General features: G+C 74.6%; 20 protein-coding genes. 16 read left to right on the top strand and 4 right to left on the bottom strand.

Annotated elements, in window-relative coordinates:
- The 5 genes from ACK2IS_RS10705 (at window position 1) to ACK2IS_RS10685 (ending at window position 4,814) form a co-directional block, all read left to right on the top strand.
- On the top strand, window positions 1-1,014 hold the full coding sequence (locus tag ACK2IS_RS10705) for an ABC transporter permease (protein ID WP_409483319.1): 1,014 nt from the start codon (window positions 1-3) through the stop codon (window positions 1,012-1,014).
- Complete coding sequence (locus ACK2IS_RS10700; RefSeq protein ID WP_409483318.1) at window positions 1,011-2,522, top strand: FGGY-family carbohydrate kinase; 1,512 nt, start codon at window positions 1,011-1,013, stop codon at window positions 2,520-2,522. Before ACK2IS_RS10705 ends, ACK2IS_RS10700 begins: the two co-directional genes overlap by 4 nt.
- Before the next feature lie 103 nt (window positions 2,523-2,625).
- Complete coding sequence (locus ACK2IS_RS10695) at window positions 2,626-2,874, top strand: hypothetical protein (protein WP_409483317.1); 249 nt, start codon at window positions 2,626-2,628, stop codon at window positions 2,872-2,874.
- Between the two features lie 5 nt (window positions 2,875-2,879).
- The gene (locus ACK2IS_RS10690) at window positions 2,880-3,884 is read left to right on the top strand and encodes a CobW family GTP-binding protein (protein ID WP_409483316.1); all 1,005 of its coding nucleotides are present in this window, start codon (window positions 2,880-2,882) and stop codon (window positions 3,882-3,884) included.
- A gap of 39 nt (window positions 3,885-3,923) precedes the next feature.
- A complete protein-coding gene (locus tag ACK2IS_RS10685; RefSeq protein WP_409483315.1) occupies window positions 3,924-4,814 on the top strand; it encodes a diacylglycerol/lipid kinase family protein in 891 nt (296 codons plus the stop codon).
- Between the two features lie 258 nt (window positions 4,815-5,072).
- On the opposite strand, the gene ACK2IS_RS10680 is transcribed toward ACK2IS_RS10685, so the two are convergent.
- Together ACK2IS_RS10680 and metA are read right to left on the bottom strand one after the other, a co-directional pair.
- Window positions 5,073-5,966: a thioredoxin domain-containing protein gene (locus ACK2IS_RS10680; protein WP_409483314.1), complete on the bottom strand. Its 894-nt coding sequence runs from the start codon at window positions 5,964-5,966 to the stop codon at window positions 5,073-5,075.
- A 292-nt stretch (window positions 5,967-6,258) separates the two neighbouring features.
- A complete protein-coding gene (metA, locus tag ACK2IS_RS10675) occupies window positions 6,259-7,197 on the bottom strand; it encodes a homoserine O-succinyltransferase (RefSeq protein ID WP_409483313.1) in 939 nt (312 codons plus the stop codon).
- Between the two features lie 190 nt (window positions 7,198-7,387).
- Here metA and ACK2IS_RS10670 point away from each other — a divergent pair, with 190 nt between their 5' ends.
- From ACK2IS_RS10670 to ACK2IS_RS10620, 11 genes are all read left to right on the top strand, one after another.
- Complete coding sequence (locus ACK2IS_RS10670; RefSeq protein ID WP_409483312.1) at window positions 7,388-8,350, top strand: oxygenase MpaB family protein; 963 nt, start codon at window positions 7,388-7,390, stop codon at window positions 8,348-8,350.
- Between the two features lie 208 nt (window positions 8,351-8,558).
- Window positions 8,559-10,259, top strand: a complete 1,701-nt coding sequence (locus tag ACK2IS_RS10665) for a S8 family peptidase (protein ID WP_409483311.1) — start codon at window positions 8,559-8,561, stop codon at window positions 10,257-10,259.
- 262 nt (window positions 10,260-10,521) lie between these two features.
- Window positions 10,522-12,231, top strand: coding sequence for a S8 family peptidase (locus tag ACK2IS_RS10660; RefSeq protein ID WP_409483310.1), 1,710 nt, complete (start codon window positions 10,522-10,524; stop codon window positions 12,229-12,231).
- Window positions 12,232-12,380: 149 nt separating this feature from the next.
- Window positions 12,381-13,577, top strand: coding sequence for a phosphoglycerate dehydrogenase (gene serA / locus ACK2IS_RS10655; protein WP_409483309.1), 1,197 nt, complete (start codon window positions 12,381-12,383; stop codon window positions 13,575-13,577).
- Window positions 13,578-13,802: 225 nt separating this feature from the next.
- Window positions 13,803-15,095, top strand: a complete 1,293-nt coding sequence (locus ACK2IS_RS10650) for an MFS transporter (protein WP_409483308.1) — start codon at window positions 13,803-13,805, stop codon at window positions 15,093-15,095.
- A gap of 161 nt (window positions 15,096-15,256) precedes the next feature.
- Entirely contained in the window at window positions 15,257-17,071 is a 1,815-nt protein-coding gene (locus tag ACK2IS_RS10645) for a S8 family serine peptidase (protein WP_409483307.1), read from the top strand.
- Between the two features lie 146 nt (window positions 17,072-17,217).
- Entirely contained in the window at window positions 17,218-17,730 is a 513-nt protein-coding gene (locus tag ACK2IS_RS10640; RefSeq protein WP_409483306.1) for an FBP domain-containing protein, read from the top strand.
- A gap of 150 nt (window positions 17,731-17,880) precedes the next feature.
- Window positions 17,881-19,365: a glutamine synthetase family protein gene (locus ACK2IS_RS10635; protein WP_409483305.1), complete on the top strand. Its 1,485-nt coding sequence runs from the start codon at window positions 17,881-17,883 to the stop codon at window positions 19,363-19,365.
- Between the two features lie 93 nt (window positions 19,366-19,458).
- Window positions 19,459-19,890 carry a hypothetical protein gene (locus ACK2IS_RS10630; RefSeq protein WP_409483304.1) on the top strand — a complete coding sequence of 144 codons (432 nt, stop codon included), beginning with the start codon at window positions 19,459-19,461 and terminating at the stop codon, window positions 19,888-19,890.
- A 274-nt stretch (window positions 19,891-20,164) separates the two neighbouring features.
- Window positions 20,165-20,863 carry a hypothetical protein gene (locus ACK2IS_RS10625; RefSeq protein WP_409483303.1) on the top strand — a complete coding sequence of 233 codons (699 nt, stop codon included), beginning with the start codon at window positions 20,165-20,167 and terminating at the stop codon, window positions 20,861-20,863.
- A 7-nt stretch (window positions 20,864-20,870) separates the two neighbouring features.
- Window positions 20,871-21,575 (top strand): peptidyl-tRNA hydrolase, encoded by a 705-nt coding sequence (locus tag ACK2IS_RS10620; RefSeq protein ID WP_409483302.1) that lies wholly within the window; start codon window positions 20,871-20,873, stop codon window positions 21,573-21,575.
- Between the two features lie 25 nt (window positions 21,576-21,600).
- Here the strand turns inward: ACK2IS_RS10620 and ACK2IS_RS10615 are convergent, their stop codons facing one another.
- The gene (locus ACK2IS_RS10615; RefSeq protein ID WP_409483301.1) at window positions 21,601-23,394 is read right to left on the bottom strand and encodes an AMP-dependent synthetase/ligase; all 1,794 of its coding nucleotides are present in this window, start codon (window positions 23,392-23,394) and stop codon (window positions 21,601-21,603) included.
- A 64-nt stretch (window positions 23,395-23,458) separates the two neighbouring features.
- Complete coding sequence (locus ACK2IS_RS10610; protein WP_409483300.1) at window positions 23,459-25,333, bottom strand: AMP-dependent synthetase/ligase; 1,875 nt, start codon at window positions 25,331-25,333, stop codon at window positions 23,459-23,461.
- Window positions 25,334-25,367: the final 34 nt, after the last annotated feature.

Here is a 25,367-nt window from a genome sequence, read left to right as displayed (position 1 = left end):
ATGGCGACCCTGACGTCCCCCCGAGACCTGTTGCGCGCCATGGGGACCCGCGCCAGCTTCACCCGCCTCGTCCTGGTCACCCTGGCGATCTTCGTGACCTTCAGCCTGGTCAACCCGGGAGTCTTCCTCTCGGGCGCCAACTTCCAGTACATCTTCCTGTCCGCCCCCGAGCTCACCCTGCTGAGCCTGGCCATGTCCCTGGCCATGCTCACCGCGGGCATCGACCTGTCCGTCGTCGGCATCTCCAACGTCTCGGCGATCGTCGCCGCGCAGCTGATGCTCGGCGGCCGGCCCGTCGGCGTCGCGGTCCTCGCGGCGCTCGCCGTCGGGGCGCTGTGCGGCCTGGTCAACGCCGCGCTCGTGGCGGGTCTGGGGGTGCCCCCGATCCTCGCCACGCTCGGCACCCAGCAGCTCTTCAGCGGTATGGCGCTGGTCCTGTCCGGCGGCACCGTGCTCATGGGCCTGCCGCGGTCCTTCACGGACGTGGCGCTGACGACCGTCGCGGGCATCCCGCTGATCTTCGAGATCATGCTGGTCATCGCGGTGCTCGTGGCCGTCGTCGTCGGCCGGACCACGCTCGGCCTGCGGATGCGCCTGGTGGGGGCCAACCCGCGGGCGGCGGACTACAGCGGTATCCGGCGAGGCCGGGTCCTCACGATGACCTACCTGCTGTCCGGCACCCTTGCGGGCGTGGCCGGACTGATCATCAGCTCGCGCGCCAGCGGCGCCAACTCGCAGTACGGCACGTCGTACGTCCTGCTCGCGATCGTGGTGGCGGTGCTCGCCGGGGTCAACCCCGACGGCGGCTACCTGACCGTCGCCGGCGTGGTCATCTCGGTGCTCGCGCTGCAGATGCTCGCCACCGGCCTGCTCTCGATGCAGGACAGCCCGCACGTCGTGACCATCGCCCAGGGCGTGCTGCTGATCGTCATGGTGCTGTGGAACACCTGGGGCGCGGGCCTCGGGCACTGGTGGCGCTCGCGCGCCGGGCGCCGCGAGGAGGTGGCGGCATGACCGCCCGCACCCCCGTCACCCTCGGCATCGACATCGGGACGGGCAGCGCCAAGGGCGTGCTGGCCACCGCCGACGGCGAGATCCTGGCCGACGCGCGCGTCGACCTGGCGATGCGGCTGCCGCGGCCCGGCCGGGCCGAGATGGACGCCGTCGACGACTGGTGGGGGAGCGTGGTCACCATCGCCTGCCGGCTCACCGACCGGCTCGCCGAGCTGGGCGGGCACGAGCTCGTCGCGATGTGCGTGTCCGGGCTCGGACCGGCGCTCGTCGCCTGCACCGACGACCTGACCCCCGTGCACCCGGGGATCCTCTACGGCATCGACGCCCGCGCCGAGGTCGAGATCCAGGAGCAGACCGCCCGGCTCGGCGCCGACGCCGTCCTCGCCCGCTGCGGCAAGCACCTGTCCAGCCAGGCCGTCGGCCCCAAGCTCGCCTGGGTGCGCCGCCACGTCCCGGACCACGACCCGGCCATGCGGTGGTACTCCACGCACAGCTACGTCGTCGCCCACCTCACCGGGCGCTGGGTCCTGGACCACCACACCGCCAGCCAGTGCGACCCGTTGTACGACGTCGCGCGGCAGGACTGGGCGCGGGACTGGGCCGAGGAGGTGCTGCCCGGGACGCCGCTGCCCGAGCTGCTGTGGCCGGGCGAGGAGGCCGGACGGGTCACCGCCGAGGCCGCCGCGGCGACCGGGCTCCCCGAGGGCCTGCCCGTCATGGCGGGGACGGTCGACGCGTGGGCGGAGGCCTTCAGCGTGGGCGTGCGGCGGCCCGGTGACCTGATGCTCATGTACGGCTCCACGATGTTCCTCGTGCAGGTGCTGCCCGCCCCGACGGTCGACGCCCGCCTGTGGACCACCTCCGGGGTCGTGCCCGGGTCGCACACCCTCGCCGCCGGCATGTCCACGTCGGGGAGCCTGACCACCTGGCTGCGCGGCCTGATGGGTGACCCCTCCTTCGAGGACCTCGTCGACGAGGCCCGCGCCGTGCCCGCCGGCAGCGACGGGCTGGTGCTGCTGCCCTACCTCGCGGGCGAGCGCAGCCCGCACTACGACCCCGACGCGCGCGGGGTGATCGGCGGCCTGACCCTGCGGCACACCCGCGGCCACCTCTTCCGGGCGGGCTACGAGGGGATCGGCTACGGCATACGGCAGGTGGTGGACGTGCTCTCGGAGGTCACCGGACCGCCGGCCCGGGTCGTGGCCGTCGGCGGCGGCACCCAGGGCGGGCTGTGGACCCAGGTCGTCAGCGACATCTGCGGGATCGAGCAGCAGGTGCCCCGGGTGACCGTGGGGGCGAGCTACGGCGACGCGCTGCTGGCCGCCACCGGCGTGGGGCTGGTGCCCGTCGGCACCTCCTGGGCCCGGGCCGACCGGGTCGTCCGCCCCGACCCCGCGGTGCGCGCCACCTACGACCGCCTGTACGACGTCTACCGCGAGCTGTACCCGGCCACGCGGGACCTGGTGCACACCCTCGCCCACCTGCAGGGGGACGCCGCGGCCGGGTGATCCTGCGCGGGCGGAGCCCGGACGGCGGCCCGGTGCGCGCGGGCCGCCGTCCAGGTGCTTCACTGATCCTGGTCATGTCTATCCGCCGCGCCGAGGAGCCCCCATGACGCAGACTGCTCGCCCCACCCTCGTCTGGACCCTGGCGGTCCTGGCCGCCGTCGTCGCCGCCGTGGTCGGTCTGGTCGGCTGGCTCTACGCGCTCGCGCTGACCGCCACCCTGGACGAGGAGTTCCTCCCGCTGCCCAGCCACGTGCCGCTGCTCACCTGGGCCGGGATCACGCTGATGCTCCTCGGTGGCGCGACGTCGCTGACCATGCTGCTGCTCCACCGCCGGGCCCTGGCCGCCGCCTGACCCGGGTGGCCCGCCCCCGCACCCCCGTGGTCGTCCTGTCCGGACGCCTCGGCAGCGGCAAGACCACCCTGCTCAACCACATCCTGCGCGCCGGAGCCGGTCGGATCGGCGTGATCATCAACGATTTCGGTGCGATCAACGTCGACGCGCTGCTCGTGGCCGGGCACGTCGACGCGGCCCGCTCCATCGCCGGCGGCTGCCTGTGCTGCCTGTCCGACACCAGCGAGCTCGACCGGGCGCTGCGCGGTCTGGCCGCCCTCGACCTGGACGCGATCGTGGTGGAGGCGAGCGGCCTCGCCGAGCCGCGCGAGCTCGCCCGCCTGGTCATCAGCAGCACCGTGCGCGGCGTGCGGTTCGGCGGCGTCGTCGAGGTGATCGACACGGCGGCCTGGGCCGAGGAGGGCCGGTACGACGAACCGCCCGTGGCTCTCGACCACCTGCGGGTGGCATCGCTGGGCGTCGTCCACAAGACCGACCGGGTCGCCCCCGACCAGGTGGACCGGCTCGAGGAGCTCCTCGCCCGGCTGGCGCCACGGCTCCCGCTCGTCCGCGCCCAGCACGGACAGGTGGACCCGGAGCTGTTGTACGACAGGGGTGCTCGCGGACGGCAGGTCGGGCAGCTGAGCTTCGCCGAGGTCCTCGCCGAGGTCCACGACCCGCACCACGCGCACGCGACCGCGATCGCCGTCGACGACCCGCGCCCGGTGGACCCCCGCCGGCTCCTGGCCTGGCTGGAGGCGCGACCCGCCGGGGTCTACCGCGTCAAGGGCACCACGTGGATCGACGCCCCGGGGCACCGAGGGCGCTGGGTCGTGCAGGCCGTGGGCGGCTGGGTGGCCTTCGAGCGCGGCCCGTGGCCCCGGGGCCAGGAGCGCGGCACCCGGCTGGTCGCCGTCGGCACGGACCTGGACGCGGCGGCCGTGGAGCGGGAGGTGCGGGCGCTGCTCGACGGGGAGGGGGAGCGGGCCGAGGGGGACGTCATACCGCTGCTGCGCTACCTGCGCACCTGACCGGCGTCGCGTGCGCCGGGCGTGTGACAGGGTGCGGGCATGATCGAGGATCCCAGCGCCACGCGCCGCGCCGTGCTGGTCGTCAACCCCGTCGCGGGCCGGGGGCGGGCTCTGCGCCTGAGCGGCCCCGTCGCGGACGTGCTGGGCCGGCACGGCTGGTCGGTGCAGGTCGTGGTCTCCCGCGACGAGGACCACGCCACCGCCACGGCGACCGCGGCCCGAGCCGACGAGGTCGTCGTGTCGCTGGGCGGGGACGGGCTGCACCGGCTGCTCGCCCTCGGCTGCCTGGCCGGGGGAGCCCCGCTCGCCCCGCTGCCCGGAGGCCGCGGCAACGACCTCGTGCGGGCGCTCGGGCTGCCCACCGACCCGCTCGTCGCCGCGCGGGCCCTGGGGCGGACGGACGAGCGGCGCCTCGACGTCGGGGAGGTGGACGGCCGGCCCTTCCTGGGGGTGGCGACCGTGGGGATCGAGGGGGCGGCCGGGCGGCACGCGAACTCCGCTCGCCTGCTGCGCGGCTCGTCGGTCTACGTCTGGGGCGCGGTCCGCGCGCTGGTCGAGCACCGACCGGTCCCGCTGCGGGTCACGGTCGACGGCGTCGGCGCCGATCTGCTCCTGCACGGACTGTCCGTCGGCCAGTCCGGTCGTCACGGCGGCGGGATCCGCGCCTGCCCGGACGCGGTGCTCGACGACGGGCTGCTGGACGTGACCGCGCTGCACGCCTGCTCGCTGCCTCGGCTCGTCGCTCTCCTGCTGCGGGCCTTCGGGGGCGGCCACGTGCGCGACCCCTGGGTGAGCACGGGCCGCGGCCGCGTGGTCCGGGTCGAGGGCCCGCCCCTCGCGCTGCATGCCGACGGCGAGCCCCTGGGTGTCCTCCCGGCCACGGTGACGATCCGTCCCGGCGCTCTGCGCGTCCTCGTCCCGCGAGCGTGAGAGGGCGGGGCCGGGACCACCGGCCTGAGCACCTACGGCGAGACGACAGGCCGTGGCCAGGACGTGCACGCAGACCGGACCGGGACGGCGCAGGAGGCCGACGGCCCCTGACACGGGCCGAGCCCGGCCGTCCCCCCGAGGGACGGCCGGGCTCGCGGCCACCGGGTGTCGAGCGAGCTCGGCACCCGGATCACCGACCGTCGCTGCTCACCGACGGATCGGGCTCACGTGCGAGGCATGATCACGCGCAGGGCGCACTCACGAGGGGGCCTTGGCCTGAGCCAGCGCCTTCGCCTTCGGAGCCTGGTTCATCGGCAGGAACTGCGACTTGGTGAGCCAGCCACCCTCGTCGCCCCAGTCGCCCCAGTCGCCGTCGTCACCCGGGTCCCAGGTGGGCTCGTCGGTGGGGACGTCCGTCGGCTCGTCGGTGGGCGCGTCCGTCGGGTAGTCGGTCGGGTAGTCCGTGGGCTCGCCGGTCGGGGGCGCCGGCGGCGCGTCGGTCGGGCCGGGGTTCGGGCCGGGGTTCGGGCCAGGGTTCGGCCCGTCGGTGGGCACGTTCGTCGGCTTGGTGGTGGGGCCGTTGGTCGGCCTGGTGGTCGGCCCGTCGGTGGGCTTGGTGGTCGGCCCGTCGGTCGGCTTGGTCGTGGGCGAGCCCGTGGGGCCGGGCGCCGGCGCGGCCTTGACCACCGCGTCGACCCAGGTGCGGGTGCCGTCCTCGCCGGCGAAGCCCTCGTACCGCTTCACCTCGCGCATCTCCTGGCCCTTGGACCAGGCGATCATCGTCGGGTAGCCCTTGGTGGCGAACTCCTTCTCGGCGCCACCGGCCTTGTCCACGTCGATGATGGCCAGGACCCACTTGCCCTGGCCGTCGGCGTTGAGCTTGCGGATCACCGGGTCGAGCTTCTGGCAGTACTGGCACCACGCCGGGGCGGTGACCACGAAGACGACCGGCTTCGTGTCGGACATCTTCTTGACCGACTCGAGGTTGGCCGACGTGACGTCCACGACCGAGTCCGCCGCGGTGACGGCCTGGGCGGCCGTGCCCGGGACGGCAGGGGTGGCGGCGACAGCGGTCGCGAGGGGGGTGGCGGTCAGGGCCGCGGCCAGCGCGGAGGCGGCCAGGACGCTGCGGTGCGTATGACGACGGTTCATGTGGGTCCTCGTTCACGGATCGGGAAGCGGGGCCCACCGCGGTCGAGGTAGCAGACCGACACCCTGGGTAGCCACGAGGCCGTGACCACCCAGGGTGCGTGCGTGAGCGCCGCCGCCGGTCGAGGTGGCGGATTCACGGACTGTGCGGTAGGTCGCTGCCGACGCTAGGGCAATCGAGTGATCAGGGGGAAGAGTCACGGGGAGGTCTCGGCCCGGTCTTCGACCGCTCGGGGCATCGACGTGTCGGAGAGCGCATCCCCATGCGACTCAGGGTCATCGACCGGTCGACGGCTCAGCGGGACGCCCCCGAGGCGGGGCGCAGCAGCCGCAGGTCGTACGGCGTGCGTTGGTAGACGTGATGGTTGAGCCAGTTCGCGTAGAGCAGGAAGGCGTGGCTGCGCCACGTCACCCGCGGCTCGCGAGCGGGGTCGTCGTCCGGGTAGTAGCCCACCGGCACCTCGACCCGCAGCCCGCGTCGCAGGTCCCTGGCGTACTCCAGCGCCAGGGTGTCCGCGTCGTACTCCGGGTGCCCGGTGACGTAGACCTCACGCCCGTCCCGCGACACCGCGAGGTAGAGCCCGGCCCGGTCCGACGTCGCGAGCACCCGCAGCGCCGGGCAGGACGCGACCTGGTCCAGCGGCGTCCCCGTGTGCCGGGAGTGCGGCGCGGTGAAGCTCTCGTCATACCCGCTGAGCAGCCGCGCCCGAGGATCGAGCACCCGGTGCGTGAAGACGCCGAACGCCTTGGCGGGCAGCGCGACCTTGTCGATCCCGTGACGGTGGTAGAGACCGGCCTGCGCACCCCAGCACACGTGCAGGGTCGACCAGACGTGGGTGCGGGACCAGTCCAGCAGGGCGCCCAGCTCCGGCCAGTAGTCGACCTCCTCGAAGGGAAGCAGCTCCACCGGCGCCCCGGTGACGACCAGACCGTCGAAGTGCTCCTCGCGCACGTCGTCCCAGGTGCGGTAGAACGCGTCCAGGTGGTCCGCGCCGGTGTGCCGGGCGGCGTGGCTCGCCATGCGCAGCAGCGTCACCTCGACCTGCAACGGCGTGGCGCCGAGCAGGCGCAGCAGCTGGGTCTCGGTGACCACCTTGGTCGGCATCAGGTTGAGGATCGCGATGCGCAGCGCCCGGACGTCCTGGCGACCGGCCCGCTCGCTCGACATGACGAAGACGTTCTCGTCCTCGAGGGTGCGGCGGGCGGGCAGGGCGCGGGGGACGGTGACGGGCACGGGCGGGACCTCCTGGACGGGCGCTCCACGGTGGCACGGCCTGCGGACCGGCGACCGGCCCGTCCGGCATCCGGCCGGGGTCGCCCCTGGTCGACGCCGCCGGCTCGACCGTCCCGCCGGAAGGAGGACGACCGAGTCGTCCGCACCGCCCGACCTGTTGCCGGGCTCTCGATCGTGGGACCCTGGCAGCATGCGTGATCGGGCGGGCGACGCGACCAGACTCCTGCAGGACCTGACGAGCCGGGCGGTGGCCCGCGGGCGTACCCGGGCGGCGCTCGCGCTGCGCGCCAAGGTGGCCGGCGACGACGCCGACCGCAGCGCCGACCGGATCTGGGGGACGCCGGGGGAGCGGTGGTTCGGCCCCGACGACGTGATCTGGCGGGTGCACGCCGACGCGGCGATGTTCGCCGGGGGCATCCGCGCGCTGCTGCTCCAGTCGCTCCACCCGCTGGCCATGGCGGGCGTCGCCCGGCACAGCGGTTACCGCAGCGATCCCTGGGGCCGGCTGCAGCGGACCAGCAGCTACATCGCCACCACGACCTACGGCACCGTCGAGCACGCCGAGCGGATGATCCGGGCCGTGCGCCGGGTCCACGAGACGGTCGTCGGCACCGCGGACGACGGTCGTCCCTACGCCGCCGGCGATCCCGAGCTCCTGCGGTGGGTGCACGTGGCCGAGGCCGACAGCTTCCTCACGGCGTACGAGGTGCTCGGGCCGGGGCGGCTGAGCGACACCGACCGGGACGAGTACGTCCGGCAGACCACCACCGCCTCCCTGCTCCTCGGCGCGACGGACCTGCCGCAGACCCACGCCGAGCTGCAGTCCGCCCTCGAGGGCTTCCGTCCCCAGCTGCACGCGACGCCCGCGGCCCGCGAGGCTGCCCGTTTCCTGCTGCTCACCCCGCCGCTGCCACCGTCCGCGCGGGCGGGCTACACCGCGCTGGCGGTCGGCGCGGTGGCCACCCTGCCCCCATGGGCACGCTGCGAGCTGGGGCTGCGGGCACCGCTGCCGGCTCCGGCGTCCACGGCGACCACGACCCTCGGGCGGGGGATCGGGCGCGCGGCGACCTCCGGGGCCCGCTGGATCATGGCGGATCCCGCCGTGGCCAACGCCTCCCGGTCCGAGTCGGCGCGCCGGGCCGGGCGGGGCTGACCGCCCGGCTGGGGTGCGCGAGCATCCTTGGAGGTCAAGCGACTTCGTGCACGGACCGCGTCCGTCGGTCGCCAGATGCCTTGGCAGCACTAGCCTGTCGGCTCGGAGCCCCCACCACCGAGGCTCCGCACGGGCACCATCGTCCGCACCGGCGGGCGTCCCGTCGCCGCCCCTGTGCGGCGAACTCCTCGACCTAGGAGCCGAATCCGTGGCCAGACGTCGTCACGCCCTAGCCCTCACCCTGAGCGTCGCCACGCTCCTCGCCGGCGGGGCCGTCACGCCTGCGGCCGGCGCCGCGGAGGCCGAGCCCGGCGCCCAGCACGCCGTGCTGGTGCTGGCCCGTCCGGGCGCCCAGGACCCGGCCGTCCGGGCGGCCATCACCGCCGCGGGCGGGACGGTGACCCGCGCCGAGGCGGCCGTCGGGCTGTACACGGTCAGCACCGCCCGACCCGGTTTCGCGGCCGACGTCCGCCGGTCGGCGGACGTGGACACGGCTGCGCCGGACCGAGTCGTCGGCCGGGTCCCGCAGCGCCGCAAGCCCGGTCGCGACGAGATCGAGCGGATGCAGCGCGAGCGGGCCGCCCACCCCGGCCCCGGCCGGGTCGTCGGCGAGGCCGCCACCCCGGTCGAGGGGGGCAAGGTCGACCCGACCGGCGAGCCGCTGTGGAAGCTGCAGTGGGACCTGGCGATGATCCACACGCCGGCTGCGCTGCGGGCCTCGACGGGACGCGGCGTCCAGGTCGGCGTGATGGACACCGGCATCGACGCCGCCCACCCCGACCTCGCCGCGAACGTCGACGCCGCGCTGTCCCGCAACTTCACCAAGGACATCCCGGAGATCGACGGTCCCTGCGCCGAGGACCCGGACGGCTCCTGCGAGGACCCGGTCACCGTCGACGAGAACGGCCACGGCACCCACGTCGCCTCCACGATCGGGGCCGCCGTCAACGGGATCGGCATCGCGGGCGTGGCCCCCCAGGCAGACCTGGTCAACCTGCGCGTGGGGCAGGACTCGGGCTACGTCTTCCTGGGGCCGGTCGTCTCCGCCCTGGTGCATGCCGGCTCCGCCCATCTCGACGTGGTCAACATGAGCTTCGGCATCGACCCGTGGGCCTTCAACTGCGCCGACAACCCCGCGGACACCCCCGAGCAGCAGGCCCAGCAGCGCCTGACCATCGAGGCCACCAACCGCGCCCTGCGCTACGCCCGCGACCAGGGCGTGACGCTGGTCGGGACCGCAGGCAACACGGCGACGGACCTGGACCACCCCACCGTCGACGACAGCTCCCCGGACTACCCCGAGGGCGCGGCCCACCCGCGCCGGGTCGACAACTCCTGCCTGGCGCTGCCCGCCGAGGGTGACCACGTGCTGACGGTGACGGCCGTCGGCCCGTCCACCCGCAAGGCGTACTACTCGTCGTACGGGCTGAAGGCTGCGGACCTCGCCGCCCCCGGCGGGGACTACCGCGACTTCCCGGGGACCGAGCGGAACGCGCAGTTCGCCAACACCGTCCTCGGCGCGCTGCCCAAGCAGGTCGGCATCGAGCAGGGGAGCATCGACCCGGCCACCGGTGCTCCCACGAGCCCCACCGTGATCCGGCAGGGCGAGGCCTACTACGAGTACAACCAGGGCACGTCCATGGCGGCCCCGCACGTCGCCGGGGTGGCGGCCCTGGTCATCGGCGCCCGGGGCGGCCAGGGCAGGCAGGGGCCGTCCCTGAGCCCGGCCGTGGTCGAGCGGATCGTGCTCGGCTCGGCCACCCCCCACCCGTGCCCGACCCCGGCGACCGTGGTCTACCCCGGGGTGGACCCGGCCTACACCGCGACGTGCACCGGCAGCACGGAGCACAACTCGTTCTACGGCGACGGCATCGTGGACGCGGCCCGGGCCGTGTCCCACCGGGGCTGAGGGGCGACCACACCGCTGGGGCACGATGACGAGGCACCCCGACCGCTACGCCGGTCAGGGTGCCTCGTGACGAATCGATAAGGTTCCGCTCCGCTGGAGTTTCCGTGACGTACACGGTTATGAGCGAATTGTCAGACAATCACCCGTTTGGTGCTATGACACAGTGGGGTCACAGGACACGATCGGGTCACCGTCGTCGTCGGACGGCGGTGACCTGCTCGCTGCCTCAGGCCGCGAAACTCCCGACCTAGGAGCCACACCCGTGACCACACACCGTCGTGCCACCGCCGTCACGCTGAGCGCCTCCGCGCTCCTCGCAGGCCTCGTCGCCGCCACCCCGGCCGGCGCCGCCACCACCGACCAGGGGGCCGCCAGGAGCGGCACCATCCTGGTCCTCGCCAAGGCCGGCGCCCAGGACGCCTCCGTGCGCGCCGCCATCGCGGCCGCCGGCGGCACCGTCACCGCCACCGACTCCGCCATCGGTCTGTACACCGTCGCCACGTCGCGTCCCGGCTTCGCCGCCCAGGTGCGCAGCAGCCCCGCGGTCGACACCGCGGCCCCCGACCGCGTCGTCGGCCACGCCATCAAGGAGCGCGAGCCCGACCGGGCCCAGATCGAGACGCTCGTCGGCGAGCGGGGTCTGCAGGGCCGCGGCCCGGTCCTCGGCCACGGGCGCGGCCGCGGCCACCAGGGCAAGGGCGTCGACCCCACCGGCGAGCCGCTGTGGGGCTACCAGTGGGACATGCAGCTGATCCACACCCCCGCCGCGCTCAGGGTCGCGACCGGCAAGGGTGTCCGGGTCGGGGTCATGGACACCGGCGTCGACGCGTCGCACCCGGACATCGGGCCCAACTTCGACATCGCGCTGTCCCGCAACTTCACCAAGGACATCCCGGAGATCGACGGTCCCTGCGCCGAGGACCCGGACGGCTCCTGCGAGGACCCGGCCACCGTCGACGAGGGCGGCCACGGCACCCACGTCGCCTCCACCATCGCCTCCCCGGTCAACGGCCTGGGGATCGCGGGTGTCGCCCCCCAGGCGGACATCGTCAACCTGCGGGTGGGCCAGGACTCGGGCTTCTTCTTCCTCGAGCCGACCGTCAAGGCCCTGACCTACGCCGGCCGGAACGGCATCGACGTGGTCAACATGAGCTACTACATCGACCCGTGGGCCTTCAACTGCGCCGACAACCCGGCCGACACCCCCGAGCAGCAGGCCCAGCAGCGCCTGACCATCGAGGCCACCAACCGCGCCCTGCGCTACGCCCGCAGCCACGGCGTCACCCTGATCGCCGCGGCCGGCAACTCCGCCACCGACCTGGACAACCCCACGGTGGACAGCTCGTCACCGAACTACCCCGCGGGCCAGGCCAAGAAGCGCACCATCGACAACTCCTGCCTGGACATGCCCACCGAGGGCGACCACGTGCTGACGATCACCTCCGTCGGCCCGTCCACCCGCAAGGCCTACTACTCCTCCTACGGCCTGAACAGCGTCGACGTGGCCGCCCCCGGCGGGGACTACCGCGACTTCCCGGGCACCGACCGCAACGCCAAGCCCGCCAACCTGATCCTGGCGGCGCTGCCCAAGGGCGTCGCCATCGAGGACAAGCTCATCGACCCGGTCACCGGGATCCCCACCACGCCCAACGTCATCAAGCAGGGCGACGCGTACTACCGCTACCTGCAGGGCACCTCGATGGCCGCGCCGCACGCCACCGGCGTCGCCACCCTGATCGTCGAGCGGTACGGCGCCACCCTCGGTCGCCAGGGCAAGGTGCTCCTGCCGGCGCTGACCGAGCAGATCCTCGTGCGCTCGGCCACCGACCACGCCTGCCCCGACCCGGCCACGGTGGTCTACCCGGGCGTGGACCCGAAGTACACCGCCACCTGCACGGGCACCACCCGGCGGAACTCGTTCTACGGCGAGGGTATCGTCGACGCGGCCCGGGCGGTGCTGGCCCGCCCCTGACCCGCCCTGCGGTACGCCGGGGCCGCCGGCTCTCCCTGGTGACCGGGAGACCCGGCGCCCCGGCAGGGCGCCCCCACCTCCGCGCGCCGGCTCGGTCGGATGGCGGACGGCCCGGTCACCCACGGTCCCACCCCTGTCACGATGAGCCCATGAGGGCTCTGCTGCTGGAGAACGTCCACCCGATCGCCGTCTCGCTCCTGCGCGAGGCCGGGATCGAGGTCGACCACCGGCGGGGCGCCCTGGACGAGGACGAGCTGGCCGCGGCGCTGCGGGGGGTGCAGCTTCTCGGCATACGGTCCAAGACCGAGGTCACCGAGCACGTCCTGGCGCAGGCCGACGACCTGCTCGCCGTCGGGGCCTTCTGCATCGGCACCAACCAGATCGACCTCGCGGCCTGCGAGCGCCGGGCGGTACCGGCCTTCAACGCGCCCTACTCCAACACCCGCTCGGTGGTCGAGCTCGCCCTCGCTGAGATCATCGTGATGGCCCGCCGACTGACCGAGAAGGACCGCGCCCTGCACGACGGCACCTGGCTCAAGGAGGCCCGGGGCTCGCACGAGATCCGCGGCCGGCGTCTCGGCATCGTGGGCTACGGCAACATCGGCTCGCAGCTGTCCGTCGTCGCCGAGATGCTGGGGATGGAGGTCTACTACCACGACATCCAGGACCGGCTCGCCCTCGGCAACGCCCGCCGCTGCGACAGCCTGGAGGAGCTGCTCGACATCGCCGAGTGCGTCACCCTGCACGTCGACGGGCGGGAGAGCAACGCGGGGTTCTTCGGGCGGGAGCAGTTCGCGCGGATGCGACCGAGGTCGTTGTTCCTCAACCTCGCCCGCGGCTTCCTGGTCGACGAGGCGGCGCTGCGCGAGGCCCTGGAGACCGGCCACGTGGCGGGCGCGGCGGTCGACGTGTTCCCCACCGAGCCCAAGGCCTCCGGCGACCCCTTCGCCTCGCCGCTGCAGGGTCTGCCCAACGTCGTCCTCACCCCGCACGTGGGCGGCTCCACCGAGGAGGCCCAGGAGGACATCGGCCGGTTCGTCGCGGGCAAGCTGCGGGACTTCGTCGAGCTCGGGACCACCACCCTCGCGGTCAACCTGCCGCAGCTCACCCTCCAGCACGTCCCCGGCGACCACCGGCTCACGCACTTCCACCGCAACACCCCTGGCGTGCTGGCCAAGGTCAACCAGATCCTGGCGACGCACGGGGTCAACATCGGCGGCCAGCTCCTCGGCACCCAGGGCGAGATCGGGTATGTCGTGACCGACGTCCAGTCCGAGCTGGACGAGCGGGCGCTCGCCGAGCTGCGGGCGCTCCCGGAGACGGTGCGGCTGCGCGTGGTCGACTGACCGACGCCGCCGCGCCATCCCCCCGCCCTGCGCCCGCCCCCGCCATACCTGCGCCGCACTGCGCGTGCCCGCGTCTCTTCCCGCGCCCACCCGCGTCTCTCCCTGCGCCCGCAGCTGAGCTAGCGCACGTTCTGGCGCCCAAAACGTGCCGGAGCTGAGCTCCGAGCGCAGCGGCGGTCGGGGTGGCTGGGTGCGTCGGGGCGGTCGGGCGGTGACGATGGCCGTATGCCGACGGCGACGCACCCCGCACCCCACCCGCTCCGGGCCTTGGTGCTCCCGGTCTACCTGCCCTCGTTCGTCTACGCCGCGGGCGCCGCGGCCCTGCTGCCCGTCCAGGTCCTGCTCGCCCTCGAGCTCGGCTTCAGCCCTGCCGAGGTCACCGCGATCCTGACCTGGATCGGGGCCTTCGCGATCGTGTCCTCCCTGGCGGCGGGCCATCTGGTCGACCGGCTGGGGGACACCCGGGCCGTGGCGCTGACCACCGCGGTGGGGACGGCCGGGCTGGTGGGGGCGGCGGCTGCGGCGATCGCCGGGGTCCGGGGTGCCGGGTGGATCCTCGTGGCGGCGCTGACGGCCTTCGGCCTGGTCGACGCCGTGTGGTCGATCGCCCGCCAGGGCCTGGTCGCGGACCTGGCGTCGGCGCAGGTGCGGGGCCGGGCGATGAATCTCTACGGCGGCTGCCAGCGGCTCGGCCGGGTGGCAGGTCCGGCCGTGGCCGCCGGGGTGCTGCTGGTCACCGGCCCGGCCGCGGTGCTGCCCGTCGCGGCGGCCCTGGTCCTCGTGGCGACGGGAATCCTGCTGCGGCACCGCCCGGCTCGGCATACCTCGTCCGCGGACGAGGCCCCGACGTCGGTGGCGGCGAACGACGTGATGCCGCAAGCCGATCCGGGCCGCGCGGCCCGAAGGACAATGGTGCTGCTGGGGGCCGGGGTGCTGATCCTGTCCGCGCTGCGCACCGCCAAGGAGACGCTCGTCCCGCTGTGGGCGGCCGAGGGGGTGCACCTGCCGTCCGAGCAGGTCGCCCTGCTGATGGCCGTCACCTCCTCGATGGAGCTGGTGCTGCTGTGGCCCTCGGGTGTGGCGCTCGACCGGTGGGGCCGCACCCCCGTCGTGGTCACGGCCATGGGCCTGATGAGCCTCGGCCTGTGCCTGGCCCCGTGGCAGGCCACCCCGGCCTGGCTGTTCGCCGCGGCCATGCTGATCGGGCTGGGGGACGGCACCGGGTCCGGCATCATCAAGACGCTCGGGGTCGACGTGGCCCCGACGCACGGGCGGGCGCGCTTCCTCGGGTGGTGGCAGTCGATCGCGTCCGGCGGCAGTCTCGCGGCCCCGGCCCTGTCGGGCGCCCTGATCGCAGCCGGCTCCCTCGGCGGGGCGATGGGTGCGGTCGGGCTGCTCGGCTGCCTCGGCACCGCCTGGATGGCCTGGTGGACCCCGCGGCTGGTGCCCTGCCGCAGCGACGCCGCGGCCTCACCGGACCCCTGGACGGCCCAACCGGATGGGGCTCACGGTGGGTGATGACGGTCGGGCGGTATGGCGGGAAGGATCCCGGATCATCACCCCTCAGGGTGACGGACATTCGCGTGAAGGACGCCGCCCGGCCGTAACTAGTTGCCCGTTCAACGGGTTGTACCTCGTGACTGTCGGTCGATCGTCGACCACACCGAGGAGGACTTCCCGTGAACGCCGCCCGCCCCACCGTCCGGACCCGCGCCGCCGCCGTCTGCCTGGCCGCCGCCACCCTGGGGACCGGCGCGACCACCAGCGCCCACGCGATGCCGGCTCCGGCACCGGCCGGCGCCGCGTCCTCCGCCGCCCAGACCGCCCGCCCCTGGCACGCCAAGGACGCCAGCCTCACCACCGACGCGGACACCCTGGTGCGGCGGGCGCCCCGCTCGGCCGTGGCCCAGGACGGCACCGTGCGGGTCACGGTCACCACCGACGTGGCCGGACGGCCCGTGGTGTCCGCCCGCCGCGTCCCGCAGGGCCGTGCCGCCGCGCTGATCCGCAAGGCCCAGGCCGACCCGGCCGCGGTGGCGGTCGGCATCGCCACCCCGGTGCACCTCGCCGCGACGTACGACGACCCGCTGCGCTCGGCCCAGTGGCCGCTGGACACCCTGCACGGCGAGCAGCTGCGGGCCCAGGACCCCGCCCGCGGCATCACCGTCGCCGTCGTCGACACCGGGGTGTCGGGCACCCACCCGGACCTGGCCGGTCGCCTGCTGCCCGGGCTGGACCTGGTGGACCCGGCCAACGACGGCCGGGTCGATGCCAACGGTCACGGCACCCACGTCGCCGGCATCATCGCCGCGGACGCGGGCAACGCCACCGGCGTCGCCGGTCTGGCCCCGGACGCGTCGATCCTGCCGATCCGGGTGCTCGACGCCGACGGCAGCGGCTGGACCAGCGACATCGCCGGCGGCATCGTCCAGGCGACCGACCGCGGCGCCAAGGTGATCAACCTGTCCCTCGGGGGGGAGTACGACGACCCCACCATGAGGTCCGCCGTGGCCTACGCCCGGTCGAAGGGCGCCACCGTGGTCGCGGCCGCGGGCAACGCGCGCGCCTCCGGCAGCCCGGTGGAGTACCCCGGTGCCTACCCCGGCGTGGTCGCCGTCGCCGCCACCACCTCCACGAACACCTCGGCGAGCTTCTCCAACGTCAACGACTACGTCGCGCTCGCGGCGCCGGGGGAGCGGATCGCCTCGACCTACGCCGACTGGTCCACCGGCTCCCTGGTCGACGACTACGTCTACCTCTCGGGCACCTCCATGGCCACGCCCTACGTCGCGGCCGCCGTCGCGTCGCTGCGCGCCGCCTTCCCCGCCGCCACCTCCGACCAGGTGGTCCAGGCCCTGGAGAGCACCGCCACCGACCTCGGCACGCCGGGCCTGGACCCAGAGTTCGGCCACGGCCTGATCAACCCGCTCAAGGCCTCCGACCAGCTGCGCCCGACGACCAGCCTCACCTGGTCGTCCACCACCTCGACGCGGGTCTACGGCGTCTCCACGACCCTGTCGGCCACCCTCAAGACCGGCACCACCCCGGTCGCGGGCGTGCCCGTCACCGTGTGCGCCCAGGGCGTCGGGCTGGGCCGCTCCTGCGCCACCCGCACCACCGACGCCACCGGGCGCGCCGTCTGGTCCGGCGCCCTGTGGCGGACCACGGCCTTCTCCTGGTCGTATGCCGGGAGCACGCGCCTCAAGCCCGCGGCCCTGGCCTCGCGGACCATCCCGGTCGCGTCGCGCCTGACGGCCACCGGGGGCACCCGCGCGCTCAGCCTCACGATCGCCCCGCGTCAGGCGTCGGTGACGATCGACCGCTGGAACGGCTCCTCGTGGGTCGCCACCCGCACGGCCTCCACCACGTCGACCGGCGCGGCCACGGTGACCGGGCTCTACCCGGGCTCCTACCGGGTGCGGTCCGCGCCGTACGTCTCCGGCGGGGTCACCCAGCTCGTCGCGGCCGCCAGCGGCGCCGTGACCGTCCGCTGACCGCAGGCGTCCCCGGCCGGGACACCCCGCCCGTCACCGATCGCCGCCGGCCGTGTCCTCCGGGACGCGACCGGCGGCACCGCACGCCTGCGCCGCGTCGCGGACGCCGCCGTCCGGCAGCGGGCACCAGGTGCGAGGATGCCGTGGTGCAGCCACTGACCGAGCAGCAGATCCGGGACTCCTTCGTCAACGCCACCCGCCGCGAGGTGAACCAGGCGACGATCCCCGACCTGACGACCCTGGCCTGGGACCGGCTGGACTACCTCGGCTGGCGTGACGAGAGGCGTCCGGGTGCCTACGTCGTGCTGGAGACCGAGGACGGCCCCGTCGGGGTGCGGCTGCAGACCACGCCCGCCCAGGGACGCCGCAAGGCGATGTGCGCCTGGTGCCAGGACATCACCGTCTCCGACCCGGCCCTGCTGTGGGTGGCCCGCCGGGGCGGGGCCGCCGGGCGGCGGGGCGACACCGTCGGCACCCTGATCTGCGCCGACCTGTCCTGCTCGCGCAACGTCCGGCGCGTCCCCACCGTGGAGGAGGCCGGCAGCGACGACCCGGCCGATCGCGCCGCCGTCGTGGAGCGACGCATCGGCGTCCTGCGGGAGCGGGCCCGCGCCTTTGCCCGCGAGGTGCTGCAGGGCCACCTGCCCGCCGCGCCCTGACCGACCCCGCGGCGCCCGGTGCCCCGCAGGTGCCGGTGCCCGGTCGCGGCGGCATACCCCCACCCCGGCCGCAGGCCGGACCCGGCCACCTAGCACGATGGCTCCTGTCAGCAGTCGCACAACGTCGTGGACAGCCATCAGGAGCACACCATGCCCGACATCTCGCTCACCCCTCACCTCCTCGTCCGGGAGATCGGCAAGCCGGCGGCGGAGTTCACCAAGGCCGACCTCGTCGAGCTCGTGGAGCGCCGGGGGATCCGGATGCTCAACTTCCGCTACGTCGCCGGTGACGGGCGACTCAAGAAGCTCAACTTCACCATCAACTCCCGCGAGCACCTGGACCGGGTCCTCACCCTCGGCGAGCGCGTCGACGGGTCGAGCCTGTTCCCCTTCGTGGCGGCCAGCGCCAGCGACCTGTACGTCGTCCCGCGCTACCGCACGGCCTTCCTCAACCCCTTCGCCGAGGAGCCGACGCTGGACCTGATGTGCTCCTTCTACGACGTCGACGGCAACCCGCTGGCGTCCGCGCCGGAGCAGGTGCTGCGCCGGGCCCAGGCCTACCTGGAGGAGACCACGGGGGCCCGCCTGGAGGCACTCGGCGAGCTGGAGTACTACCTGTTCAGCGAGGTCGACTCGATCTACCCGATCGTCGAGCAGCGCGGCTACCACGAGGCGCACCCCTACTCTAAGTGGGGCTCGGTGCGCCGGGAGACGATGATGCGGCTCGCCGAGATGGGCGCGCAGATCAAGTACGGCCACGCCGAGGTCGGCAACATCATCAGCGACAACCAGGAGATGGTGCAGCACGAGATCGAGTTCCTGCCGGTCCCGATCGAGGAGGCCGCGGACCAGATGGTGCTCGCCAAGTGGGTGCTGCGCGAGGTGGCCTACCGCCACGGCCTGCAGGTGTCCTACGCGCCCAAGATCATCGTGGGCCAGGCCGGCTCGGGCATGCACTTCCACACCCGGCTGTCCCGGGACGGGCGCTACACCTTCAGCGACGGGCAGGGCCTGACCGACGACGCCCGCAAGGTCATCGCCGGCTACCTGCAGCGGGCTGCGTCGCTGACGGCCTGGGGCAACACCGTCCCCACGTCCTACCTGCGGCTGGTCCCGCACCAGGAGGCCCCCACGTCGATCTGCTGGGGCGACCGCAACCGCTCGGTGCTCGTGCGCGTGCCCCTCGGCTGGCGCGGCGTGGGCGACCGGATGGTCCACGACGCCAACCCGCTCGAGCCGCGCCAGGAGGTCGACGCCACGGCCGCCCAGACCGTCGAGGTCCGCTCGCCCGACGGCTCGGCGCAGGTGCACCTGCTGCTGGCCGGGCTCGCGGTCGCGGCGCGCACCGGCCTGCTCGGGCAGGACTCCCTGGAGGTCGCCGAGCGCCTCTACGTCGCCGAGGACGCCTCCCGGCGGGACGACCTGGCCCAGCTGCCGGCGTCGTGCACCGCGTCGGCCGAGGCGCTGCTGGCGGACCGCGCGGTCTACGAGGAGGGCGGGGTCTTCCCGGCCGGGCTGATCGACGCCCAGGCCGAGATGCTGCGCGGGTATGGCGACGACAGGCTGTCCGAGCGTCTGTTCGGCAACGCCGAGGCCCTCTCCGCCCTGGTCGCGGAGCACCTGCACGTGGGGTGACCAAGCGCCACAGGACGCACTCGATACGCCCGAGCGGGTGCGTCCTGTGGTCCGGGGCGACAGCCCCTCACAGCCCGGTCTAAGGTCTGACCCGTGAGCACCAGGGGAACCGGCCGAGGCCGGACGGACGCGCTCGCGGCGACGAGCGGACATCCTTCGCGCGAGGGCGCGCTGGGCACCTTCCGTGAGGAGCTGGGGGACATGTGGCCGACGGTGCGGCCGCTGTGCCGCACGCTGGACGACGACGGGGTCGTCACCTTGTCCCGGCGGCTCGAGCAGCACATGCTGGCCCACCCCGCCTGCCAGGACCGGGTCGGAGAGCTCGCCGCGGACCTGATGGCCCTGATGGCCGGCTGGCCTCACCTCGACCGGGATGCCAGGGCGGTGCTCGTGGCCGCGATGAGCTATCTGGCCGAGGGGGACGACCTGGTGCCGGACCACCTGCCCGGGGGGCTGGAGGACGACGACCGGGTGGTCGGTGCAGCCGTCCGGGCCATCCTGCGAGCCCGCCGCAGCGCCGCCTGAGCGGCGACGCAGCGCAGCCGCAAGAGACTGTCCGCAGTCGCCCCCGCTGCGCCGCGTGACGGATGTCCCAGACGTCCTGACCTGACACCCCCGACAGGATGAACCGGTCCGTCGCACTGCCGTCCCGGTCCGCGGGGTTCGCGAAGATGACCTGTGGCGCGGTGGGCGACACCGCTCCGGCCGGCCTACAGGTCGACCCCCGGACCCGTCCGGGACCCGGCAGCGGCTGCGCGAGGGCCGCGGCGAAGGGGGGCTCCGGCCCCGAGGAGAGACGATGAGCAGCGCACCCTGGTGGGCCGACGACGCCGACGCGGCGTCACCCGGCCGCCACGTGGAGGTGCTCCGGCCCCATGTGGAGCTGCACGTGCCGGAGGCAGAGCCCGAGGGCGGCACCACGCGCGGCGTCGTCGTCGGTGCCGGTGTCCTGACCACGGCCGTGCTGCTGACCGGGATCCTCGGCACCGTCACGGCCCGGGACCAGATGTCTCAGCTGCAGGCGGCCGGCGCACCGGCCCGCAGCATCGCTGCCGTCCCACCGACCGATCTCGGCGGGGAGCCGACCGCCGCGCTCGCCGGGGGGCGGGAGCTCACCTCCGCCCCGGCCGACCCTGCCCCGGCCGACCTCCCCCATGTCGCCGCCCCGCGGTCCACCGTGGTCGTCGCTCCGTCCCGCCCGGTGGGGGCCCGCCCGGCGCCCGGCCCCCGGACCTCCGACCACGCCGGACGCCGCCCTGCGACGTCGGGCAGCAAGGCCCCTCGGCCCAGACCCTCCGCCGCCACGGACCCGTCGGGCGAGACCGACGGTCCGCCCGTGATCGCCCTCACCGGGCCGGTGTCCTCCCGTCCGCGCCACACCCCGCGGCCCACCACCGCCGCGCGCCCCCGCTCGGCCCCGGCCAAGGACGGGGACCGGCGCAAGGCCGGAGCCACCCGCCCGGCCGCGAGCCCTCCGGCCGGCCGGACGCGGCGGTGACGTCCGGGTGACGGCCGCAACGGACTCCGGCGAGCCGGCCCCCGACGTGCCCTGGGCGATGCAGCTCGTGGTGCGTCACGACAAGCAGGCGCTGCCGGACGCGGATCTGGTGTGCGCCACCGCCGCCCGGGCCGTCGTGACCCTGCTCGCCGACCCGCGCTCGAGCAGCGGGGAGTGGGCGGCGCCCGTGACCCGCTGGCAGGCGGGGCGGATCCGCAAGCTGGTGCGCCGGGCCCGCGGCACCCGGTGGGACCGGGTCCAGGCCGTGCCGGGCGTCACCGTCGAGGAGGGACGCGCCGCCGTCCGTGCCTGCGTGCCCGGCCCCGCCCGCCCCTTGCCGCCCGAGCTGGACGCCCTGCAGGTGAGCGGGACGAGCTTTCCGCCGCAGAAGCCGCGGGAGGGCGACGCCGGGATCGCAGGGCCGTCGGCACCCGTGGTCACCCTGGCGACCAGCCCCTACGCCGACATGACGACGGGCAAGGCCGCGGCCCAGTGCGGCCACGGCGCCCAGCTCGCGCACGAGACGTTGCGCTCCGCCCCGGAGCTGGCGGGCGTGCTGCAGGCCTGGGCGGCGGACGGCCATCGGGTGCGGGTGACCCACCCCGACGAGGCCGGGTGGGCCCGGCTCGCAGGGGCGCCGGTGAGCGTGACCGACGCCGGTCTCACCGAGCTCGACGGGCCCACCGAGACGATCCGCGCCTGGTGGTCCTGAACGGCCGAGGCCCGGGGGCGGACGGTCAGCGGCGTCGGGCGCGCTGGACCTCGGCATACATCCGGTCGAGCTGCTCGGCGCACCGCTCCTGCACCGCCCGACGCCGGACCTTCAGCGTCGGCGTGAGCAACCCGTCCTCGGTGGTGAGCCGCAGGCCGAGGGGCTCGACCGCGCGGATCTGCTCCTGACCGGGCAGGTCGGCGTTGATCCGGTCGACGTGGGCGCGCACCTGCGCCAGGGCGTCGTCGCCGGCTCCGTCGGCCAGCTGCACCATCGCCACCAGGCAGGGGCGGCGATCGCCGATGACCACGGCGTGCTCCACGGCGGGGTGCTCGGCGATGCGAGCCTCGATCGGCGCCGGGGCGACGTTCTTGCCCTGCTGGGTGACCACCAGGTCCTTGAGCCGGTCGGTGATGGTGACGAAGCCGTCCTCGTCGATCTCGCCGACGTCGCCGGTGCGCAGCCATCCGTCGACGACGGCCTCGCGCGTCGCCTCCTCGTCGCGCCAGTAGCCGTCCATGACGTTGGGCCCGCGATACAGCAGCTCGCCCTCGTCGCCCACCCGCATCTCACCGCCCTCGATCACCCGGCCCACCGTCCCGAAGCGCGTCGCCCCGGGGCAGTTGAACGTCATCAGCGGACCGGTCTCGGTCATGCCGTAGCCCTGGGACACGAGCAGCCCCCCGGCCCAGAAGAACTCCTCGACCTCCCGCCGCAGCGGGGCACCACCCGCGGCGAGGACGGACTTGGTGCCCCCCACCGCGTCCCGGATGTTGTGCAGCACCAGACGGTCCGCGACGGCGAGCCGAGCCCGCAGGCCGCGGGGGAGAGGCTCGCGTGCCATCCGCCGCCGGCCGACCTCGGCGCCCACGCCCACGGCCCAGTCGAACAGGTGACGCCGCACCGGGGTGCGCGAGGCCATGGCCTGCGCCGTGGCGTAGACCGTCTCGTACAGCTTGGGAACGGCCACCAGCCCGGTCGGGCGTGCCTCGACGAGCTGGGCGGCGACGGTCTTGGGGTCGCGGACGTAGGTGTTGAGCGCGCCGTGGGAGAGCACGAAGTAGGTCCACGCCCGCTCCAGCGCGTGCGACAACGGCAGGAAGGCCAGGCTGCTGTCGTCGGGGCCGAAGTCGAAGAAGGCGTCCACGGCGTGGATCTGGTGGATCATCGCGCGGTGGCTGAGGGCCACGCCCTTGGGGGTGCCGGTGGTCCCGGAGGTGTAGATGATCGTCGCCAGGTCCTCGGGGCGACCGGCCGCGGTGCGCCGCTCGACCTCGGCGGCCAGCGCCTCGTCCTCGGTGGCCAGCAGCGAGCTCCACGCGACGTACGCCGTGCCTGCCCGGTCCTGCCGGGCTGCGTCCCCCGCCAGGTCGTCGGCCGGGTCGTCGGCCGCCTCGAGGTCGCAGACCAGCCGCACGTCGGCGAGCTCGGTGGCCAGGGCCAGCGCGGTGGACCGGGCCCGCTCACCGCCGCCCACGACGATCGCGACGGCTCCGCTGTGCCGCACGACGTGGCGTGCCTCGTCGGCGGTGGCGGTGGGATAGACCGGGACGGGCACCGCGCCCACCGCCTGGCAGGCGAGGTCGACCACGGTCCACTGCGGGCAGTTGGGCGCCCACAGGGCCACCCGGTCGCCGACCTGCACCTCCCGGGCCACGAGGGCCTGGGCGAGTGCGCGGACCCGGTGGCCGAGCTCGGCGTAGGTCCACGTCGTCGCGCCCTCGCCGAGGACCCGCGCCGCGGGCCGGTCGGCATGGTCGTGCACGACCCGGGCGAAGACGCGAGCCAGATGATCCTCGGACAGGCGCGGCGGTGTCATGGCGGCTCAGGCTCCCTGCAGGGTCGGGGTCGGCACGGTCACGCTATCGGACGCGGGGCCGTTCTCACGGGCGAGACGGGTCGATCGTGACGCTGGCGTAGATCGCGTCGACGACGTCGGCGAACTCCCGCTCCAGCCGCTGGCGGCGCACGAACGGCGAGGCGGTCCGCTGCCCGAGCGTGCGCAACGAGGTGGGGGTGAGCCGGAAGGCGCGGACCTGCTGGTCGTGGGCCAGGCTCGCGTTGGCGCTGCGGATGGCGTCACCGACGGCGCGCACGACGAGCGGGTCGCCGAGGATCACGGCGTCGTCGGGGTCGTCGGGCAGCCCGCCCGCCGCCCGGAGGGACCGGGCGACGTCCAGGTTCGGCTGGACGACCGCCGCGATGCACGGACGCCCGTCGCCGACCACGATCACGTCGGCGACCACGGGGTGGGCACGCAGCCGGGACTCCACCAGGTGCGGCGCGACGTAGTGCAGGGACTCGGTGACGATCATGTCGTCCAGGCGGCTGGTCAGGTGCAGGTAGCCCTCGGCGTCCACCCGCCCGATCTGACCGGTGTGCAGCCACCCGTCCTCCAGGGCGCGCTGGGTCTCGGTCGGCATGCCGAAGTAGCCCCGCATCAGTCCCGGCCCGCGCAGCAGCACCTCGCCCTCGTCGTCCAGGCGCAGCTCCACGCACGGCAGCGGGCGGCCCACCGAGCCTGCCCGGGTGCCGCCAGGGACGTTGACGGTCGCGAGGACCCCGGCCTCCAGCGTGGTCCAGCCCCGGTGCGCGGGGATGCCGGCCAGCTCCAGCAGGTGCATCAGGTCCGGCGGGGCGCCGGTGCCGCCCACGACGAACAGGTCCTTGGGTCCGCCGAGCGCGCGGCGCACCCGTCGCGCCACCAGGGCGCGCGCCACCGGGACCCGCAGGTGCTCGATGGTCGAGCGGGCCCGGCCGGCGTTGATGCGCTGCCCCTCGACGGTGGCGACCTCGCGCGCCCAGCCCACCCAGCCGCGACCGAAGGTCACGGACCGCGCCTGGTCCTCCAGCGCCCCCAGCACCAGGGAGCGCAGCACCGGCATGGTGGTCATCAGCATGGTCGGCCGGGTGGTCCGCAGCACCTGCGGCACGTCCTCGAGGCGGGGGACCAGGGTGGTGGAGCCGCCCGACAGCAGGGCGAGCAGGCTGCTGCCGTGCTGGAGGCTGTGGTGCAGGGGCAGGGTCGCCACCTCGTGCAGGGGGTCGACCACCGCGAAGGCCGCGGCGATCGCCTTGACCGTCGCCAGCGTGGACCGGTGGCTGAGGACCACGCCGCGCAGCTCGCCCGCCCCGCCGACGGTGTAGTCGATGACGGCGATGTCCTCCGGGCTCCAGGTGTCCCGTCGTCGCTGGGCCTCGGCCGCCGTCGCGACGTCGAAGGGCGCGGCCATGAGCCGGGCCCAGGAGAAGGTGCCCTGCGCGCCCACCTCCGCCCCCAGCTCGTCGACGGCGGTCCCCATGGACAGCACGCTCAGGTCGTCGAGCAGCGGCACCACCGAGGGGTTCTCGTCGAAGCAGACCACGACGCGCAGCGACGGCAGCCGCTCGGTCAGCTGGGCGAGATGGTCGACGAGCACCTCGCCGGACACGAAGGCCGCCCGGGTCTCGGTGGCCCGCAGGATGGCGGCGAGCTCCTCCACGGGGGTGCTCGGCCCGAGGTGCAGCGCCACCCCCGAGGCGGCCATGACCGCGAGCTCGGCGACGAGCCACTCGGCGCGGTTGTCGGACACGATGACCGCGGAGTCCCCGGGGTGCAGCCCCGCCGCGATGAGCCCGTGACAGACGTGACGGACCTGCGCCGCGAGGTCGGCATACGTCAGCTCGACCCACCCGTCGGCCACGCGCGACCGCACCGCCACCGCGTCCGGGTGCTCGGCGGCGCGGGCGAACACGTGCGCGGCGAGGTGGTCGATCATGCCGCGGCCGGGCCTGCTGGGGTCACGGTGCCGC

It is taken from the genome of Arsenicicoccus dermatophilus (assembly GCF_046267915.1).
GTDB lineage: Bacteria > Actinomycetota > Actinomycetes > Actinomycetales > Dermatophilaceae > Arsenicicoccus > Arsenicicoccus dermatophilus_A.
The sequence above is the reverse complement of the archived record's forward strand: the minus strand, read 5'-3'. Positions and strand labels throughout refer to the sequence as shown.